We start from the raw sequence: 18,711 nt of genomic DNA on the forward strand, positions 1-18,711 counted from the left end.
TAAGAGAAAATCCGTTAAAATTATCTTGATTTTATAGATGTGTACACTCTGTGAATGCAATATAGTATTTTATATAAAAACATGGTATTTTTTTATCCTTAACTAGGATTGAACCTAAAATATATACCGTAGAAGAAATCAAAAAGCGGTTTGAAAAAGTTGCAAAGAAATACGAAATAGAAGAAATGTATTTATTCGGTTCTTATGCTCGCGGTGACGCTACTAAAAAAAGTGATGTCGATTTTTATATAAAGGTTGATAAAATAAGAACGTTAAAAAACAATTAAACAAAGAAGTATTTATAAGTAACAAAAACAGGTTTCAAAAAGTAACGGCGGCAATCACGCTCGCCATATTGAGCGTAACAATTACATTAACCGCAAAACCGGTCGATGTGTCAAAAGCGCAAGAAACCGCACAACGCTTTACAGAAAGTAAAATACAGAGCGGACTGCGCGGCGCGCCAACAAACCTCTCGTTGGTATATACGGGAACAAAAAACGCTTCCCAAACCCGTGCGGCGACAAATCCGCAATACTATGTGTTTAATATAAACGATAACGAAGGCTTTATTATCGTTTCCGCCGACGACGCCGCTCGCCCGATACTCGGCTACTCGACAAACAGCGGTTACGACAAAAACAACATACCGCCAAACTTTGCCAATTGGATGAGTTTCCTTCAGGAAGAAATTGCATACGCTCAAGACAACAACTTACCACAAAGTGCAGAAGCAAAACAGGAGTGGGAAAATGCACCGAGCGCAAACGCCAGAGGACTGCGCGCAGTTTCACCTATGTTAAAGACGCAATGGAGCCAATATAGCCCTTACAACAATATGTGTCCTATTCCCGAAAACCAATCCGGTCGCGCACTTGCCGGATGTGGATTGATTGCAACTTCACAGTTAATGAAATTTCACAATTATCCGGCAAAAGGACAGGGAGTAAGCCCTGCATATAACGATACTTATCATAGTCAGAAGTTCAGTGTCGCCTCAGTAAATTTTGGCGCGACTACTTACGACTGGGCAAATATGCTTAATTCATATACGGGAACGTCAACCGAAGCGCAGAAAAATGCTGTAGCGACTTTGGTAGCTCATGTCGGCGCAGGCTCAAAGGCTCTATACTCTACCGCAGGAAGCGGTTCGCAGCCCTGGGATATTCCGGTAGCGCTTGTCAAATACTACAAATACGACCGAAGCATTCGTCGTTTTCAGAGAGAATCCTACAACAATTCCGCTTGGGAAGCAATGCTGAAAGCGGAGTTGGATGCCGGACGTCCTATGTATTATGACGGCTCGGGAAGCGGCGGCGGTCATGCCTTTGTTTGCGACGGATACACAGACGACGGAAGATTTCACTTTAACTTTGGCTGGGGCGGCGCACAAGACGGAAATTACCTTACGACAGCGCTGATACCATACACCTCGACTCCATTCAATAACGGACAGAGTATTATTATTAATATAATGCCTGACAAAGGCGGGGCAGGCGCGTTTAACGGATATGCGGTCGACTTACTGACTTTCTCATCCGATAAAAACAAGGCTAATCATAACGAAACATTCAAAGTATCGGTGAAGTTTAAGAATGCGTCATGTCTGGATACCTTCCCCGGTGCAAAGGTTAATATTGCGATTGTAGATAACAACGACAACATAGTTGCGCTTGCAGGCGAAAGTTATACTCAGGGCGGTAACACATATTCGATCGAAAGCAGTAAACTGTCGAAAGAATGGTTTCCTACATATGATTCATGGACTTTAACCGTAAACTGCAAAGTTCCGGCAACTTCTCCCGAAGGTCAATACAATTTGAGGTTTGTAACCAGAGCCGATAATGAAAGCAGTTGGAAGATTGCAACGATTGGCAATCCTTCAGCCCTTCCGTTTCAAGTAGGAAGCAACACATACACCAACGCTCAGGTCCCTTCTATTTCTACCCAGCCCAAAAGCGCAAACGTGGATAAGAACGCGACGTACAGTTTGAACGTATCGGCAAGCGTAACCGACGGCGGGATTCTTAGTTATCAGTGGTACAGCAACACTTACTCCGGACCCGACCTTGTCGGAACTGCAATTTCCGGAGCGACAAGCGCGTCTTACGCAGTACCGACGGGAACTAACGGAACGGTATATTATTATGTGTTAGTAACAAATACGAACAACAATGTGAACGGCGCTAAAACGGCGACGCACAAAAGCGATGTCGTTGCGGTAACTGTGAGTGAAGCTTCGCAAACGGTAACCATAACTATACATTCGCAGCCCTTAGCGACAACGACGGTAACACAAGGCGTTATAACACAAAGTTTGACGGTTGAAGCAAGCGCCTCCGGAGGTGCAAGCCTTAGTTACCAGTGGTATGGATATAACGGAGGATGGGTGAAAATTGACGGAGCGACGAGCGCAAGTTACAAACTTCCGACAGACCTTAGCGTCGGAGAGCATTACTATTACTGCAATGTGGATGCAAAGGTGAATAATACGAGTGTTGTTCATAAGAATATAGGAACGCTTACTGTGGATGTGCTTAAAGCGGTTGAGTATTCGGTAACGGTCGTTAGTGGAACCGGAAGCGGGAATTATTTTCCGGGTAATACAGTAACGATAAAAGCCAATGCGGCGCCGGCCGGTAAAGATTTCCACATGTGGGAAAGTGAAGACGGCATAGTATTTGACAACGAACGCAGTGCGCAAACTACATTTAAGATGCCGGAGAAGGCGATAACCGTAAATGCGACATATTCGGTTAAATATTCGGTAACTGTAAATGACGGCGAGGGCGGCGGAAATTATTTTCCGGGTGATATAGTAACGATAAAAGCCAATCCGGCAGGTGCGAATAATGTCTTCTACATGTGGGAAAGTGAAGAAGACATAGCGTTTGGCGATATGTTCAGCGAGGAAACCTTCTTTGAGATGCCCATGAGTAACATAACCATAAATGCGACATATACGACCGATGTCGCCGTAATAAAGCCTGAAAAGTCGGAAAAGAAGGCTGGGATACTGCAAGGCAAGGCTGTGGTGTCGAGCGCTGCGCAATGGAAAGTTATATTACCCGACGGCAAAAAGGTATCTCATATGAAGGCGGTAATCTTTGACAATGTCGGGAACGTGGTGTTTGAAGCGGAGAGCGGAAACAACGATAAGATTTCGTGGGATTTGGCAAATCTTTCAGGAAGGACCGTAGCCAACGGCGCATATCTTCTTGTTGTAGAAGCCAAAAACGCAAACGGGAAGACTTATCCGTTCACCACAAAGTTCGGAGTAAGACGGTAAGTGAAATTATTTAAAAATTATTTCACTTAAACCGGTAACCGCGCAGCCGCAGGGCGTTGCTCAAAACCGAAACCGACGATAAACTCATTGCCGCCGCCGCTAAAATCGGATTGAGCGGCGGTCCGCCGAAAATGTGCAAAACTCCCGCGGCAACGGGGATGCCCAGAACGTTATATCCGAACGCCCAAAATAAATTCTGCTTAATATTTGTTATGGTTTTTCGGCTTAAATCTATAGCCAAGCCGACATCTCTCAAATCGTTTTTCATAAGAACTATATCGGCGCTTTCAATCGCTACGTCTGCGCCGTTTCCGATGGCGATTCCGACGTTTGCCTGCGCCAGGGCGGGAGCGTCGTTTATTCCGTCGCCGACCATAGCGACTATATTTCCGCTTTCCTGCAGCCTTTTGATTTCATTGCATTTATCGTTAGGAAGAACCTCTGAAAGCGTCTTATCTATTCCGACCTGCTTTGCGATAGCGGCTGCGGTTTCTCTATTATCGCCCGTTATCATAACGGTTTGGATCCCGATTTTATGCAAATTTTGGATTGCTTCCGCGCTTGAGTTTTTTATGGTATCGGCAACGGCGATAATTCCGGCGATTTCTCCGTCAATTACTGTAAAAATCGGCGTTTTGCCTTCTTTTGCAAATTCACTGTTCGGGATTTGAATTTGAGAATCTTCAAACAATTTTTCGCTGCCTACAAGTATGTTTTTCCCATTGATTTTTGCCGCGATTCCGCGTCCGGTAAGCGAATTAAATTCCGAAATTTCGAATAGTTCTATACATTTTTCTTTTGCAGAATTAACAATCGCAAAAGCAAGCGGGTGTTCGGACATTTTCTCGACGGAGGCTGTGATTTTTAGCAAATAATCTTCATCGTATTCGGGATTCAGCGAAGCAATATCGGTCAATATCGGTTTCCCTTCGGTTATCGTTCCGGTTTTATCAAAGACTACGACGTTGACTTTATGGGCGGTTTCCAACGCTTCTCCGCCTTTGATAAGTACGCCGTTTGACGCACCTTTTCCCGTCGCCGCCATTATCGCCGTCGGAGTGGCAAGTCCAAGTGCGCACGGGCATGCGATAACCAAAACGCAAATAAAGACGCTCATGGCGAATTCAATATCGAAACTCGCCAAATACCACGAAATCCCAGCGATAACGGCAATTATACAAACCGCCGGAACAAAATATCCCGAAACTATGTCCGCCGTTCGCGCAATCGGCGCTTTGCTTGTCTGCGCGTCTTCCACCAATTTTATGATTTGAGCGAGCGCGGTGTTTTTTCCTATTTTTTCGGCGCGAAATTTTATAGTTCCGCTTGTATTTATCGTCGCGGCAAAAACCTTATCGCCCGTTTTTTTATCGACAGGCATGCTTTCACCCGTAAGCATAGATTCGTCGATTGCCGAAATTCCCGAAACGACCTCGCCGTCAACGGCGATTTTTGCACCGGGTTTTACAACGATAATATCGCCGATTTTCACCTTTTCTATAGGAATTTCTTTTTCCTGATTATCCTCAATAATTATCGCGGTTTTTGGCGTAAGTCCCATAAGTTTTTTTATAGCGTCGCCTGTTTTTCTCTTGGAAATCGCTTCAAGCGTCTTTCCGAAAAGTACGAGCGTAATAATTACTCCGGAAGTTTCAAAATAAAGCGAATGCGCCGCTTCAAAATCGCCGCTTGCTATCTTAAAAACATTGAATAAACTGAAAATTATCGCCGCGCAAGCGCCTATAGCGATAAGTGAATCCATATTCGGACTTTTTGCGGCGAGCGACTTAAATCCGACAGTGTAAAATTTATATCCTGCGGCGACTATAGGAACGACTAAAAAAAGTTGCACCAGCGCATAGAGCAGTGGAAAATTCACGGGGGAAAGCGCCGCGGGAAACGGAAAATCAAACCACTTTATCATAGGAACCATCGCGATATAGAACAACGGGACGGCAAAAATCGCCGAAACGATCAGTTTTATTTTCAGCGTTTCAATTTCTTTTTGCTTTTCATCCTCTTTTGGAACAAATTTTTCGTCTTCTATTCCATAACCGAGTTTCAAAACCGTTTCTTTTATAACGTTTGGACTCAAAATGTCATTGTCGAATCGAACAAATAATTTTTCGGCGGTAAGGTTGACGTTTACGGAATTAATTCCGTCGAGTTTTCGGATTTTTTTTTCAATTCTTCCGGAACAAGCCGCGCAATTCATTCCCGTAATATAAAATATTTTTGTTTCCATAAATTCCTTATTTAATTTACTAATGAACTATTTGTCCCGATTTTACCGCTTACTTTTTTGTTTGATAGTTTATTTCGTACAAAATAATATTTGGTAACCATATACATCTTTACGCTAAAAATTATTAAGCCGTATTTTTGCCATTTTAATCCTTACAATCATTACGACATAATCTCAAATAATTATAATTTAGGGACTTATATACTTCCTTACACAGACCTGATTCTTTCTAATTAAATTTAGAAAAATCTTCCCATAGCATCTACATTTTTGTCTTAAAATAATCACCCATTATTATAGAGTAATGGAAATAATTTTCGCACAATGGAAATGTATGCAAAAAAGTTAAATTTTCACTATTTGCAAATAATATTTTAAGGGAACTTATATACTTCCTTACACAAACGGATTATTTCGGGAATTGTATACTTTTAAAAGACCAATTTTTTATAAAATATCTTAATGTTTTAAGAAATAAATATAAGAAATAACAAATTGAAGAAAGGATTTTATAATGACGAATGAAGAGTGGGATAAGTATCTTAAAGGACTGCCAAAAGAAGAATTGCAAAACGGCATGGAAGAATATTCAAAATGGCTAAAAACTCACATGGATGTTTATGGCAATATCATATATGATGTTAATGACGGCTTTAGCGATTGGCTTGATAGTTTGGGCGATACCAAGCTTGATAAGCCTAATGTAGATCCTATGCGATCGCATAAAAACGAAATAAGAAAAACAAGCGATATTGAAAATAAGAATCGCGAAATATCTTTACATGGCGATAAATTGCCGCCTGATATTCAGAAGCAAGTAATTGATGAAATAGATAATCATCTTGGAATCAAAACAGATAAGAAACTTGTAGAATATGGGCAAGAGACTGTCGATAGTATGAATAAGAAAAATATAAATTTACAAGATATAAATACTACTTCACAAAAAGTGGATTTGGGTTCTACGAAGAAACAACAGAAAACCGGATTGGAAAAATTAATATATGACGTTGGGTTAGGGAAAGCGATAGATGGCTATAATCAATTGCAAGTTCGACCAAGTGGTATTGATATTTCAAAAGATGAAGATGGATTTAAAATTAAAGCCGAAATAAAAGGTAATATACCATCACTTAGAAAGTCGGCGCCTGATAAAGAGGAACGTTAAAAGTGGAACAACTGTAAGAATTCCAAATTTTAATGCAGAGTCTATTAAAAAAATTGGTTTTATAAAAATTAGAAGGGACGCATAAAATATTTCAGAGGTTGTAAGTTCATTTGAATAATCTTTATGAACATCAATACACAAATATATATATAAAGCAACCATCCAAACGACAAGCGCAACAATAAACGCGATGGCTTTAGATTTAGTTTCTTTTTTCATCGGCTTAGTTCCTTTTTTGAAAAAATACGTTTTAGACAATATTGAAATCAAGGTTAAAAGTTAATAATTTAAAATGGAGATTGCGAATTATACAAGTAAAACCATCTCGTTTAAACAAGTATATAAATCCCATAATTTATACACTTTCTCATAAACATAATGATATTTTACCAAAAATATTCATTGCTGGTTTTTTAGTTTCGAGTATCCAACGAAGGAATCGGCGGCGGAATAAATATTTTTTCGGAAATTGAACAAATTTCATTTGGTAAATAGTATTTTCTGGCAAAGGAGATTGCGTTCACATCGCGACGGTTACAAGCCGTTGGAAATTCGTTCACCGAAAGAAATGGGGTTATTATGAACTGGGATAATATAGACTGGGATAATTTTAGTTGCGTTGATATGGCGCGGAAAGTCAAAGACGAAATGAGCATAAAATTAAACGCGACGACATTGGAAGAAAGACATTTGTTTTATGAACGCTCGTATGAAAGGGCAGTGCAAATGTTAAAGAAAGGTCGGCAAGAAAGCAAAAGAGAAAAAGCGAAATGATTGATGAAAATTTTCGTTGTAATACCATTGCGATGACGCGGGCAATAAAAGACAAAACAAGCACTGAATTAAACGCGATGACACGCCGGATGAGAGCATTTATACTTCGAACGTATAAACGCAGAAGCACGCGCTTCTTTTGAACTTCGCAAACGCGAAAGAGATATCGCGAAATGAAAAATTTTCAAGGAGAAAATATGGAAAGAACGATAATATCTTTTGACTATGCTATAAAAAACATCTTGCGCGACAAAGCGAATTTTGACGTATTAAGCGGCTTTTTAACCGAACTTCTTGAAAGAGAAGTTACCGTTCAAGAAATACTTGAGAGCGAAAGCAACGTTTCAAACATAGACCTTAAAGTAAACCGTTTGGACTTGAAAGCGAAAATAGACAATGGAGAATTAGCCGTATTTGAGATACAGTTTTTCGACCGGATTGATTTTTTGGGGAAAGTATCGTTCAACGCCTGTAAAGCGGTAGTAGAGCAAGTTTCAAGTGGAGATTTGTACGATATAAAGAAAGTTTACTCTATAAATATCGCCTATTTTGATTTAGGCGCAAAGAGAGAATATGTGTTTAGAGCGAATTTGTCAAAATTTAGCGGCGCTCATTTTTCAGACGAGTATATTCCGTTTTCTCAGAGTTTAAACCCTCCGTCCAACAGCGGTAATTTACATCCTGAATATTATTTGATACTTTCAAATAAATTTGACGAGCGAATGAGGAACAAGTTTGACGAGTGGGTTTATACGCTTAAAACGTCATCGGTAAGAAGTGAATTTACTGCGGCGGGGATACAAGCCGCTGGAGAAAAGTTAGACGTTCTGAAAATGACTCCGCAACAGAGAACGGAATATGAGAGATTGCGATCTGAGAATATGGATAAAAAGAGTCAATTTTATACAGCTGAGCTGAAGGGAAAAAAAGAAGGGCTTGCAGAAGGGAAAACAGAAATAGCAGGAAAAATGAAGCAACGAGGAGTGTCTGACAAAGAAATATCCGAAATAACAGGTTTGTCTGTAGAAGAAATAGAGAAATTGTGATGTTGAAAAAATAAGAAACGGATTGAACCTATTATTTTAATTGCGGTATTTCCCCTAATTTTCTCACAAAAAATATTATTTGCGCAAAATAACCGATGATATTTTCCGCGAAAACGTATATTCTAAACACTTTAAGGCGTTAAATCCGGAAAATGGGGAGACATCGGGATAATTCCCCTTTTTAAGTATCGCATGATACAAGCGGATAAGCAATAAACATTAAGAGGGTAAATTAAAAAATTGTACTTTTATATGTTGTGTAAAATTGTATATAGTCATCTAATATTTTATCCGTAAGATAAGTAAAATTCGGAGAAGTAATGTCTGAACAAAAAAATAAGATGTGGGACGGAAGATTTTCAAAACCGGTTGCAAAATTGATGGAAGAATTTAATAATTCGCTTCATATTGATAAAATTTTTATAAAAGAGGATGTTTTAGGTTCGATCGCCTGGGCGAATGCGCTTTTGGGAGCGGGAGTTTTGACGCAAGACGAATGCGAAAGCATAAAAAAAGGTCTTGAGAATATACTTGAAAAATACGAAAAAGGTGAAATAAAGTTTTTGGATTCCGATGAGGATATTCATATGGCTGTTGAGAGAATTTTGGGCGAAGAAATAGGAACTTTAGCAAAAAAATTACACACTGGACGAAGCAGGAACGACCAAGTGGCGACGGATTTTCGTTTGTTTGTCAAAAATTCGCTTAAAAAAACGCAAAAAATTATCGTTAAATTTTTACAGGCTGTTTTTTATCGAGCCGAAACCGACAAAAATATAATTATGGCGGGATACACGCATTATCAGCAGGCGCAGCCTGTTTCAATGGCTCATTATTGGCTTTCTCTGTTTTTTTTAATTAAACGCGAATACGAAAAAATTGGGAACACGATAAAAAATATTGATGTTATGCCTTTGGGAAGCGGTGCGATCGCGGGATGCGGGTTTGAGATTGACAGGCAAAGACTATCGAACGAATTGGGTTTTTCTTCGCCGACATATAATTCGATTGACGGTGTTGCAAGCCGTGATTTTGCGCTTGATTCTCTGCACAACCTGACAAGTATCTCAATTTCTCTCAGCAGATATGCGGAGGATTTGATCGTTTGGTCAACAAAAGAATTTTCTTACGTCGAGTTGGACGACGCTTGGGCGACAGGGTCTTCTATGATGCCGCAAAAGAAAAATCCCGATTCGCTTGAACTTATTCGTGGAAAAACAGGACGTTTAATCGGAAATTATACCGGATTTGCAGCCGCGCTTAAAGGAATAGGATTGTCATATTTCAAAGATTTACAAGAAGATAAAGAACCGTTTATCGACAGTGTAAATACCGTTGAAACCGAACTTTTGGTTTTTGAGAATGTTTTGCAGACACTGAAGATTAAAGAAAATAACATTACAAAATCGCTTGATCCGTTTTTGCTTGCCACCGATGTAGCCGATTATCTTGTGAGGAAGGGTTTACCGTTTAGACAAGCGCACAATATTGTCGGGAAGATAGTTGGATTTTGCGTTGAAAACAAAAAAGCGTTCAATTCGTTTGAAGTCTCGCAGCTCAAAAAATTTTCTCCGCTTTTTGAAGACGACGTAAAAAATTGTTTTGACTGGAATAACGCGCTGAAGTCTCGTGATGTTTTCGGCGGAACCGGACCTGCAAGCGTTACGCTACAACTTAAAATCGCCAAAGATTTCTTGGCTGAATTGTAAGATTATATACGAATTTTTGCGTTTCGGTGAAAAAAATTTGCGAGACGTTGTGTTGTTATATTATTTTCAGTATTTGTCTTTATCGTGTTAAACGGAGATTTTTGTCTTGTTATGAAGAGAGATTTTTTAACATTGTCGGATTTTTCGAGCGAAGAAATTCTCGAAATTGTCGAGCTTTCATTGAAACTCAAAAAGGAACGTTACGAAGGTAAATTGCGAACCGATATGTCGGGCAAGACCGCCGTGCTTATTTTTGACAAACCGTCGCTTAGAACCAAAATTACATTTGAAACGGCTATTTACGAACTCGGCGGAAACGCTCTTAATATGTCTTCGGCAAACGGGAAACTCGGCGAAAGAGAGTCGGTAAGCGATATTGCCAAAAATCTTGAACGTTGGGTACATTTGCTTATTGTTCGTACATTTGACGACAATGCGGTTATAAAACTTGCCCAAAGCGCCAAAATTCCGGTGATAAACGCGTTGACAGACAAATTTCATCCCTGTCAATCTATCGCTTTAGGGGTTACGTTGCGAGAAAGATTCGGAAATAAAAAAATAAAGTTTGCATATATCGGAGACGGAAACAATGTTTGCGCTTCACACTTGAATTTTTGCACAAAAGTCGGTTATGATTTTACCGCGATTACGCCGTCCGGCTACGAACCGGATGCAAGAACGGTTAAAGAATGTCGAAAAACAGCCGAAAAGACAAATAGTAACATAACGCTTACAAACGATGTTGACTATGGTTTAACAGACGCTGACGTAGTTTATACGGACGTTTGGGCGAGTATGGGACATGAAAGCGAAGCGCAAAAACGCAAAGAAATTTTTGGAAAGTATCGTGTCGATGAGAGTTTGATGAAAAAAACTAAAAACGGCGCGTTGTTTTCGCATTGTTTACCTGCACATAGAGGCGACGAAGTTGTCGATTGTGTTTTGGACGGCGAATGTTCTATGGCGTTTGACGAAGCGGAAAATCGGCTGCATGCGCACAAAGCGATAATTGTGTATCTGTTAAAAAAATCAAAGTAACGGTAAAAATTATGACGTACAGCAGGACAAAAACAGGAATTACAGGACTTGATCAAATGCTTGGCGGCGGATTTCTCCACAATTCCGCTAATTTGATTGAAGGTGCGCCAGGAACGGGAAAGACCACCATAGCTCTGCAATTTATTTATAACGGAATAGTAAATTATGACGAATCGGGACTTATAATTTCGTTTGAAGAATTTCCTACACAATATTATCACGACGCCGCCCAATTCGGCTGGGATTTGAAAAAACTTGAAAAAAACGGGAAACTGAAAATTTTATTTTCAAATCCCGAAACGGTTCTTGATGATATTGGAAAACCGGACGGCGAATTGACAAAAATCATAGAAAAATTCAGTGTAAAAAGAGTAATAATAGACAGTATTACGCATTTTGATTCTATTACGCAAGATATTGTCGAACTTCGTAGCGTTGAACGGCGGATTATAAGCGGATTTAAGCGGGAAAGCGTTACGACGGTATTAATTCGTGAAAACGATTCGATTTTAGGACAAATGGCGAACTCAAACAGTAAGATTTCGTTTATAGCGGATTCGTACATTTTTTTACGTTATGTGGAAATTGACAGTGAAATTCAGAAAGCGTTAACAATTTTCAAGATGCGCGGAAGCGATCATCAAAAAGATATTCGTAAGTATCATTGCGGTAAAAACGGAATCGAAGTAGAAAGTAAATTTACCGGACGGGAAGGAATTATGAGCGGAAATTCTCGAGCTACTCCGCAAGACGCCTTTGTAACCGTTTTCGGAAAGAAGAAAGAAAATGCTTAACGATAAAATTTTACTTTTGACTTATTTTGCGGCGGTATTTATGCTGAATCTTTTTGTATATATGATTGCCGAGTATTATCGAAGAATGGTAGATAAAAAACTTAATCCGATCGGTTTTATCATTTCAATGAGTGCGATTAGTATGGCTGTCGGAGGGTCGTTTGCGGGCGATGAGACAATTTTTGTAAGAATAATATCGGCGTCGATGCTGATTGCCGGAATTTCTTCGCTTTTGAGCGGAATTGAATTATACTTTTTTACCTGTAAAAACGGAAAATAAATGGATGGAATTTTTAATTTGATTTTGGTTCCCGTGTATATTCTTGACGCGAGCGTCTTTACGTTGATGATTATATTGGCGGTTTTGAGCAAAAGGATAGGCGAAGCTTTGAGAGTTCCGCATTTTTATCAGTATTATTATACCTGTTCGGCTTTGATCATAGTTCTTGTCGCGTTTGATATGTTTTTTGCGCAATTCATAAAAGATGAAACGGCGAGAAACGAGATATTTGAGGTAACAATCGCTTTACGCGCCGGACTTGTATTTTCGACACTTCCGGTAGCGATGATTTATTGGCGTTGGTTGTTTTTGGAAAATATTAAGAAATAGAGGGGATAAATGTCTTTTCTGCCTGAATATTCTTGGGAGTTTTTATCGGAAGACGAAATTGAAAGCCGCTCGCTTCGTGCAATGCAAAACCATATCAATTATCTTAAAGAAAATTCCGTGTACTATGAAAAAACGTTAAGTAAAATTAACGGCGAAGATATAAAAAAAACTGACGATATTCTTAAACTTCCATTTACAAATAAAGATGTTTTAAGTTCCGATATGAAAGACTTTTACTGTTGCGACAGTATAGCGGAAGTCTGCATTACTTCCGGTTCTACCGGGCGTCCGCTTGTAATGCCGTTTACAAAAGTCGATTTGGACAGATTGACTTACAATGAATCGATGTCGTTTAATTCAATAGGAATAACATCAAAAGACAGCGCTCAGATTATGGTTTCGCTTGACCGTCTTTTTGTTGCAGGAATGGCTTATTATCGCGGAATGGTAGCGCTTGGAGTAAATACCGCAAGAATCGGGTGTTTGCCGCTTGAAATGCAAGGGTATTATATTCGTTTACTGCGTCCCAGCGTAATTGTCGGCGTACCGTCTTATTTTATAAAACTTGCGGAATTTCTTAAAAACGAAGGGAAAGACGTAAGCGCTTCGTCGATTCAAAAGTTGATATGTATAGGTGAACCGCTTAGAAACGGCGATATGTCATGGAACGATACCGCCCAAAGAATGGAAGATTTGTATGACGCTAAGGTTTACTGCACTTATGCGTCAACGGAAACTTGTTCTTCTTACTGCGATTGTTTGGAAAGAACGGGCGGACATTCTCATCCGGAACTAATTTACACAGAAATTATCGACGACAACGGAAATCCGGTTCCGGACGGCGAAATCGGCGAGTTGGTCGTAAGTACTTTTGGAATGGAGGCGCTTCCGCTTCTTAGATACAGAACAGGCGATATGACGTTTAAGGTTAAAGGGAAATGTCCTTGCGGGCGAAATTCTGTTAGAATAGGACCGATTGTTTACAGGAAATCGCAACTTATAAAAATTAAAGGCACTACGATTTATCCTGCGACTATCAATAACGTAATAGATTCATTGGGATGCTGCGATGATTATATAGTTGAACTCAGAGGGCAGAAAAACTACAGTGAGAAAAATGAAATAATTGTCCATATTGTTGCGGAAAATAAAGATTTGCACAAAATTACCCAGTCTATAGCGGCTGCCGCACGGGTAAAAATTTCGGTGTTTTTGAGTAATAAAAGTACGATTGCGGCGTTGCGCGGCGATGCAAGAAAGGCAATTCGTTTTGTGGATAATCGAAAGTAATCCCGAAAAGCAGGAAATTTATGAAAAAAACGCAAAAGCCGATCGCCATGATTACTTGTTACGACGCATTGACCGCAAAAATAGCCGAAGAATCGGGCGCTGATTATTTGCTTGTCGGCGACAGCGGCGGAACGAATGTTTTGGGCTACAAAAACATAAATGAAGTAAAGTTGAACGACATTTGTTTTCTTACAAAATCGGTAAAACGCGCAAGCGTAAATTGTAAAATCGTGTCGGACATTCCGTATGAAATCGTTTATGAAAAACCGAACGAAATAGTATCGGCTTCAAAAAAACTGCTTGAATGCGGCGCGGATATTGTGAAACTTGAAATCGAAAACGACAGAATAGAAATGCTGAAAAAACTTACGGCGGCGAAAATTCCGGTTTGTACGCATATTGGTTATACGCCCCAAACGCCGAATTTGAAAGCGGAATCTCAGGGGAAAACTATAGAACGTGCAAAAGAGTTGATAGAATTTGCAAAAGATTCGCAAAAATTCGGAGCGGAAATGATAGTTTTGGAGTTGATTCCGTCTAATTTGGCAAAACGCATAACCGAGATTTTGGATATTGTGACGATTGGAATCGGCGCTGGGCGACACTGCGACGGGCAGGTTCAGGTTTGGTGCGACATCGCTGGGTTTTCTCCTAAGATATACAAACATTCAAAACTATTTTCAAATGCAAGAACCGCACTTTTATCGGCGTTCAAAGATTACGTTTCACAAGTCAAAAGCGGCGAATTTCCCGCCGAAAACAATACGACGTTTGTCCCTTACGAAGTTATTGAAAAATTGAAGTAAAAACGGGACTTATAAGATATGTCGCCAAGCGTTTTAGTAAAGGAACGCAAATTTCTTCGCGTTCCCCTTTTCAAAAAAAATTGTTTGCTTGGTAAAAAGTTTATGCCTTTATGTCCAAATGATTTTCATCTAATTCATAACCGGGTTTCCAATCGTCAAAAATACTACTGTCAAACGATTGACCGGGTTTCCAGTCGGGGAAGTTTGCCTTTATATGTGCATCCATTCGCTGATCCTCCGCAGAAGCGATTCGCCCTAACGTCCAACTTGCCGACAATCTTTCACTTGGCGGAAGAGTTTTTATATAATCCAGTTTTATTGCACTGCCTTTATCACCGTCTTCTGTGCTCCTTGTTCCGTTGTGATTAGTAATAATTACTTCACGGATATGATCAATCACGGCTTTTTTTATCCAATCTGGGACGGGGACGATTTTTTTCCAACTTACGTCTCCTGGTCTTACCAACATTCCTTCTAAGACGTCACCGGAGGCATACAGTTTCGCAGCCAGCTCTTCATAAGAAAGATTCTTTCCAACCTTATCTTCATCTTTATCAAATAAATCGTCAAGAGGTTTAGTGTTTTTTATATTGAGAAGCTGTTGAAAAACTTTGTAGTTGTCTTTGTTTATGTCGCCTACACGCATAATGTTTTCTCCTTTCTCAGCGTAAAAATAAACGCTTTTTTAACATATCGGCATTATTTTTGTAAAACTTAAATTATGATCAATAAAATAACTTGTGTTTTGACTTATTTGAGTTATTTATAATTTTGTGTAAAATTGTATATAATTGTCTCTCGAAAATAATTTATTTTTAGACTGTAAATTATGTTTTTTGTAAGTTGCGGGATTTTCTTATGACGGAAATGTTTGAAAACGAAGAGTCGATAAGCGTTGAAGAAATTATAGAATTGGCGCTTAGATATATTGATAAAAGCGAAATATCGGCGGTCGTTCGCCCAAAAGGTCTTTTTGCGTTGTTTTCGCGCCGGATTTCTGTAAAAAACAACGAAGACTGGAATTTTACAGGCTATGGCTTACTTGTGGATTATACAATAAATAGCAGCGAAAAACCTGTCGGCAAATGGATAAACATGAAATATATTTCCCTGAATACTTTTCCGCCGCAGACCGTATCGCTTAAATTGCAGCCGCCGCATATAGCAAAAGGATATTTCCAAAATTTCGACAGAACTTCCGAGAATAAAATAGTAGCGATATTTACTCAAGATTCAAATAAAGACGACGAGAATTGTCGGGATATGGAAACCGAAGCGGAAATTTTGCAATTTTCGATAACGGAAAAGGAGTAAAAATGGCGATTCAAATACCTGTCGTAAGATTCAAAAGCAAAGAAAGCGATAAAATATTATCTGATATTGAAAACGGTAGAAGAAGCCGAAACGAAGAAATAGAAAAAGCCGTTCGAGAAATTCTTGACAATATAGCCAGAAACGGTAACAAGGCGCTTTTTGAATACTGTAAAAAGTTTGACGGACGTGATTTGACCGCAAAAAATGTTCGTTTACAGAAAAAATATATAAGTTCGCAGGCGCAAAAAATCGACAAAGACCTTGCAAGAACGATAAAAGAGTCTGCAAAAAGAATCTTTGCCTATCACGAAAAGCAAAAAATCGACGCTTCGTTTTCACTTAAAACGGACGAAGGAGTTTTACGGCAAAAGATACTTCCGCTCAGGCGTGTCGGGCTTTATATTCCTGGCGGACATACGGTTTATCCTTCGACGGTTTTAATGAACGCGATTCCCGCCAAGATAGCCGGAGTTAAAGAAATAGTCGCCGTAACCCCCCGCCGCGAAAGCGAGTTGAATCCCGCTCTGGCGTTTGTTTTTGATTTACTTGAAATTGACGAAATTTATCAAATCGGCGGCGCTCAGGCGATCGCTGCTTTGGCTTTCGGAACACAAACAATTCCTGCCGTAGATAAGATTGTAGGACCGGGTAACAGTTTTGTCGCAACGGCAAAGAAAATGGTTTATGGAACGGTGGATATAGACTGCGTAGCCGGACCAAGCGAAGTGATGATTTGGGCGGATGAAAGTGCGAATCCTACATGGGCGGCTTTGGATTTGCTTTCACAAGCCGAACACGGAAGCGGCGACGAAACGGCTGTTTTGCTTAGTGAAAGCGCAGATTTTGCGCAAAAAGTCAAGGCGGCGCTACTTGACGAAATTGAGAAGTCTCCAGTGAAGAACATCTTTGAAAATCTGTCGAAGAACGCCATTTGCGTCTTTATTACCGCAAACCGTGAAGAATCCGCCGAACTGATAAATAAAATCGGTCCCGAGCATTTGGAAATCTCGACAAAAGACCCTGAGAACGACTTGGAGAAGATAGAAAATGCGGCGGCGATATTTTTGGGAAACTATTCTCCTGTTCCCGTCGGCGATTACTTTGTCGGCACAAACCACGTTTTGCCTACTGCCGCCGCAAGCAGATACGCTTCACCGCTTGGAACGGACGATTTCCGCAAAAGAATTTCAATAGCAAAGATTTCGCAGGACGGATTAAAAAGCGCGGCGCAACATATTTCGCGTTTTGCTCGTGCGGAAAATTTTATTCATCACGCATTGACTGTCGAGCGGAGAGTTGAAGAATGAAAAAGTTTTTAATGTCTCTTATCAAAGTTGCAAAAAAGAATGTTTTATGCTTTTGATAATATGAAAAATGATATTTTACACAAAATTTGTATAAAAAGGTGTTTATGAGTGAAGAATTATTACAACGAGATCTGAAAAATCCACCAAAATTTGGACGTTGGGATTTTTATAATATAGGTGCGACTTCTATAAAGTCGCTGAAAGAAAACAACATTATTCGTAATATTGATTATGGCGATGTAGAAAAGAAAAAAGTTGACGCTTTGCTTGTGCAAAAAAAGAATGTGATTGCTGTTATTGAATACAAAAAACCATCTGAATTTAAAACAGTAGAACAAAAAAACAAAGCAATTAAACAAGAATTAGAAGTTGCCCGCAAACTCAAAGCACATATTTTTATCGCTACAGATACAAAAGAAACTGTTTGGATAAATGTTCTTACAGGAAACAGAATTAAAGATGAAAGCGACAAAGAACTAAAAGTAAATTTTGATACAAAAAACGAAAAACTACCCGATTTAATTGAAAAAATAATTGCTTCAATCAACGAAAAAAACGACCAAATAAAACCCCAAAAATTGGTTAATCCTACTGATTTGGCAAAAAGAATTTGGCAGATAGTTTGGAGTATCAGTGGTGCAACTCCCGAATCTTGCCTATATTCTTTTGTGGAATTGTTTATTTTTAAATATCTGAGCGACTTAAAAGTCTTGGAGTATCCTGAAGATTTTGATTCATTGATAAAACTATATAACAGTAAAAATCACGAATATGTAATTAACTATTATGCGAGAAATATTCGTAGAAAAATCAAAGAGGAATTGTTTCCAGAAGGAGCAGACGGAACGACAATTATCAACGGAACTGTTTTTGTAAATAATGACAATGAGGCTATTGAGGGTAGAAGTATTGCTTTTGAGAAAATTTTAAAGGAATTTCAAAGTTACGGGAAATTGGAAAATATCCATCCAGATTTCAAAAGTAAATTATTTGAAAGTTTTTTGAAGGAGAGTATCACTGAAAAGAAATGGGGACAATATTTTACCCCTTTAAAAGTGGTTAAAGCCATTGTAGAAATGGCGAAAGACGATATTAAAGAAGATGTGAAAATTTGCGACCCTGCGGGAGGTGTGGGGAAATTTTTACTGGAAGCTATTAAACCCAAATTAAATCAATTTTATAAAGTAGAGAATAATAAATTAAAAAGTAATATTGAAATTTTTGGTTATGATATTGGTTTTGACAAGGACGAACAGAAAACAATTATTCTTGCAAAAGCAAATATGTTGATATATTTTTCAGAATTAATAAAAGATAATAA

Annotated in this window: 17 protein-coding genes; 15 read left to right on the forward strand and 2 right to left on the reverse strand. The window is 39.1% G+C overall.

The window, feature by feature from the left end; all coding sequences use genetic code 11:
• The first annotated feature begins 137 nt into the window (after nucleotides 1-137).
• A complete protein-coding gene (locus LBH98_03985) occupies nucleotides 138-287 on the forward strand; it encodes a nucleotidyltransferase domain-containing protein (GenBank protein ID MDR0303918.1) in 150 nt (49 codons plus the stop codon).
• Nucleotides 288-355: 68 nt separating this feature from the next.
• Nucleotides 356-3,289, forward strand: a complete 2,934-nt coding sequence (locus tag LBH98_03990; protein MDR0303919.1) for a C10 family peptidase — start codon at nucleotides 356-358, stop codon at nucleotides 3,287-3,289.
• A gap of 22 nt (nucleotides 3,290-3,311) precedes the next feature.
• On the opposite strand, the gene cadA is transcribed toward LBH98_03990, so the two are convergent.
• Complete coding sequence (cadA, locus tag LBH98_03995; GenBank protein MDR0303920.1) at nucleotides 3,312-5,534, reverse strand: cadmium-translocating P-type ATPase; 2,223 nt, start codon at nucleotides 5,532-5,534, stop codon at nucleotides 3,312-3,314.
• Nucleotides 5,535-6,048: 514 nt separating this feature from the next.
• On the opposite strand from cadA, the gene LBH98_04000 reads away from it, so the two are divergent.
• The 10 genes from LBH98_04000 to panB all read left to right on the forward strand — a co-directional run bounded on the left by LBH98_04000 (nucleotide 6,049) and on the right by panB (nucleotide 14,769).
• Entirely contained in the window at nucleotides 6,049-6,702 is a 654-nt protein-coding gene (locus tag LBH98_04000) for a hypothetical protein (GenBank protein MDR0303921.1), read from the forward strand.
• Between the two features lie 579 nt (nucleotides 6,703-7,281).
• On the forward strand, nucleotides 7,282-7,476 hold the full coding sequence (locus tag LBH98_04005; GenBank protein ID MDR0303922.1) for a hypothetical protein: 195 nt from the start codon (nucleotides 7,282-7,284) through the stop codon (nucleotides 7,474-7,476).
• A 197-nt stretch (nucleotides 7,477-7,673) separates the two neighbouring features.
• Nucleotides 7,674-8,522, forward strand: a complete 849-nt coding sequence (locus tag LBH98_04010) for an Rpn family recombination-promoting nuclease/putative transposase (protein ID MDR0303923.1) — start codon at nucleotides 7,674-7,676, stop codon at nucleotides 8,520-8,522.
• Between the two features lie 320 nt (nucleotides 8,523-8,842).
• The gene (gene argH, locus LBH98_04015; protein MDR0303924.1) at nucleotides 8,843-10,231 is read left to right on the forward strand and encodes an argininosuccinate lyase; all 1,389 of its coding nucleotides are present in this window, start codon (nucleotides 8,843-8,845) and stop codon (nucleotides 10,229-10,231) included.
• Between the two features lie 111 nt (nucleotides 10,232-10,342).
• Nucleotides 10,343-11,269, forward strand: a complete 927-nt coding sequence (argF, locus tag LBH98_04020) for an ornithine carbamoyltransferase (protein ID MDR0303925.1) — start codon at nucleotides 10,343-10,345, stop codon at nucleotides 11,267-11,269.
• 11 nt (nucleotides 11,270-11,280) lie between these two features.
• Nucleotides 11,281-12,063 carry a hypothetical protein gene (locus tag LBH98_04025; GenBank protein ID MDR0303926.1) on the forward strand — a complete coding sequence of 261 codons (783 nt, stop codon included), beginning with the start codon at nucleotides 11,281-11,283 and terminating at the stop codon, nucleotides 12,061-12,063.
• A complete protein-coding gene (locus tag LBH98_04030) occupies nucleotides 12,056-12,343 on the forward strand; it encodes a hypothetical protein (GenBank protein MDR0303927.1) in 288 nt (95 codons plus the stop codon). The genes LBH98_04025 and LBH98_04030 overlap by 8 nt, the downstream gene beginning before the upstream one ends.
• Nucleotides 12,344-12,673, forward strand: coding sequence for a hypothetical protein (locus LBH98_04035; GenBank protein ID MDR0303928.1), 330 nt, complete (start codon nucleotides 12,344-12,346; stop codon nucleotides 12,671-12,673).
• Nucleotides 12,674-12,682: 9 nt separating this feature from the next.
• Nucleotides 12,683-13,963 carry an AMP-binding protein gene (locus tag LBH98_04040; GenBank protein MDR0303929.1) on the forward strand — a complete coding sequence of 427 codons (1,281 nt, stop codon included), beginning with the start codon at nucleotides 12,683-12,685 and terminating at the stop codon, nucleotides 13,961-13,963.
• A 20-nt stretch (nucleotides 13,964-13,983) separates the two neighbouring features.
• Complete coding sequence (panB, locus tag LBH98_04045) at nucleotides 13,984-14,769, forward strand: 3-methyl-2-oxobutanoate hydroxymethyltransferase (GenBank protein ID MDR0303930.1); 786 nt, start codon at nucleotides 13,984-13,986, stop codon at nucleotides 14,767-14,769.
• A 100-nt stretch (nucleotides 14,770-14,869) separates the two neighbouring features.
• Here the strand turns inward: panB and LBH98_04050 are convergent, their stop codons facing one another.
• Nucleotides 14,870-15,415 carry a DUF3879 family protein gene (locus tag LBH98_04050; GenBank protein MDR0303931.1) on the reverse strand — a complete coding sequence of 182 codons (546 nt, stop codon included), beginning with the start codon at nucleotides 15,413-15,415 and terminating at the stop codon, nucleotides 14,870-14,872.
• Nucleotides 15,416-15,627: 212 nt separating this feature from the next.
• Here LBH98_04050 and LBH98_04055 point away from each other — a divergent pair, with 212 nt between their 5' ends.
• The 3 genes from LBH98_04055 to LBH98_04065 all read left to right on the forward strand — a co-directional run.
• Nucleotides 15,628-16,083, forward strand: coding sequence for a hypothetical protein (locus LBH98_04055; protein ID MDR0303932.1), 456 nt, complete (start codon nucleotides 15,628-15,630; stop codon nucleotides 16,081-16,083).
• Between the two features lie 2 nt (nucleotides 16,084-16,085).
• Nucleotides 16,086-17,390 (forward strand): histidinol dehydrogenase, encoded by a 1,305-nt coding sequence (gene hisD, locus LBH98_04060; protein MDR0303933.1) that lies wholly within the window; start codon nucleotides 16,086-16,088, stop codon nucleotides 17,388-17,390.
• A gap of 104 nt (nucleotides 17,391-17,494) precedes the next feature.
• The coding region (locus LBH98_04065) for an SAM-dependent methyltransferase (protein MDR0303934.1) at nucleotides 17,495-18,711 on the forward strand (1,217 nt) is incomplete at its 3' end.

This window comes from Chitinispirillales bacterium (genome assembly GCA_031254455.1).
Taxonomy (GTDB): Bacteria; Fibrobacterota; Chitinivibrionia; order Chitinivibrionales; family Chitinivibrionaceae; genus WRFX01.

Bases quoted from the DNA above. Each gene is read 5' to 3' on its own strand.
- cadA (MDR0303920.1), bottom strand. From the start codon at position 5,534: ATGGAAACAAAAATATTTTATATTACGGGAATGAATTGCGCGGCTTGT.
- LBH98_04050 (MDR0303931.1), bottom strand. From the start codon at position 15,415: ATGCGTGTAGGCGACATAAACAAAGACAACTACAAAGTTTTTCAACAG.
- LBH98_04055 (MDR0303932.1), top strand. From the start codon at position 15,628: ATGACGGAAATGTTTGAAAACGAAGAGTCGATAAGCGTTGAAGAAATT.
- argH (MDR0303924.1), top strand. From the start codon at position 8,843: ATGTCTGAACAAAAAAATAAGATGTGGGACGGAAGATTTTCAAAACCG.
- argF (MDR0303925.1), top strand. From the start codon at position 10,343: ATGAAGAGAGATTTTTTAACATTGTCGGATTTTTCGAGCGAAGAAATT.
- LBH98_04035 (MDR0303928.1), top strand. From the start codon at position 12,344: ATGGATGGAATTTTTAATTTGATTTTGGTTCCCGTGTATATTCTTGAC.
- LBH98_04000 (MDR0303921.1), top strand. From the start codon at position 6,049: ATGACGAATGAAGAGTGGGATAAGTATCTTAAAGGACTGCCAAAAGAA.
- LBH98_04010 (MDR0303923.1), top strand. From the start codon at position 7,674: ATGGAAAGAACGATAATATCTTTTGACTATGCTATAAAAAACATCTTG.
- hisD (MDR0303933.1), top strand. From the start codon at position 16,086: ATGGCGATTCAAATACCTGTCGTAAGATTCAAAAGCAAAGAAAGCGAT.
- LBH98_04030 (MDR0303927.1), top strand. From the start codon at position 12,056: ATGCTTAACGATAAAATTTTACTTTTGACTTATTTTGCGGCGGTATTT.
- LBH98_04005 (MDR0303922.1), top strand. From the start codon at position 7,282: ATGAACTGGGATAATATAGACTGGGATAATTTTAGTTGCGTTGATATG.
- LBH98_04025 (MDR0303926.1), top strand. From the start codon at position 11,281: ATGACGTACAGCAGGACAAAAACAGGAATTACAGGACTTGATCAAATG.
- LBH98_04040 (MDR0303929.1), top strand. From the start codon at position 12,683: ATGTCTTTTCTGCCTGAATATTCTTGGGAGTTTTTATCGGAAGACGAA.
- panB (MDR0303930.1), top strand. From the start codon at position 13,984: ATGAAAAAAACGCAAAAGCCGATCGCCATGATTACTTGTTACGACGCA.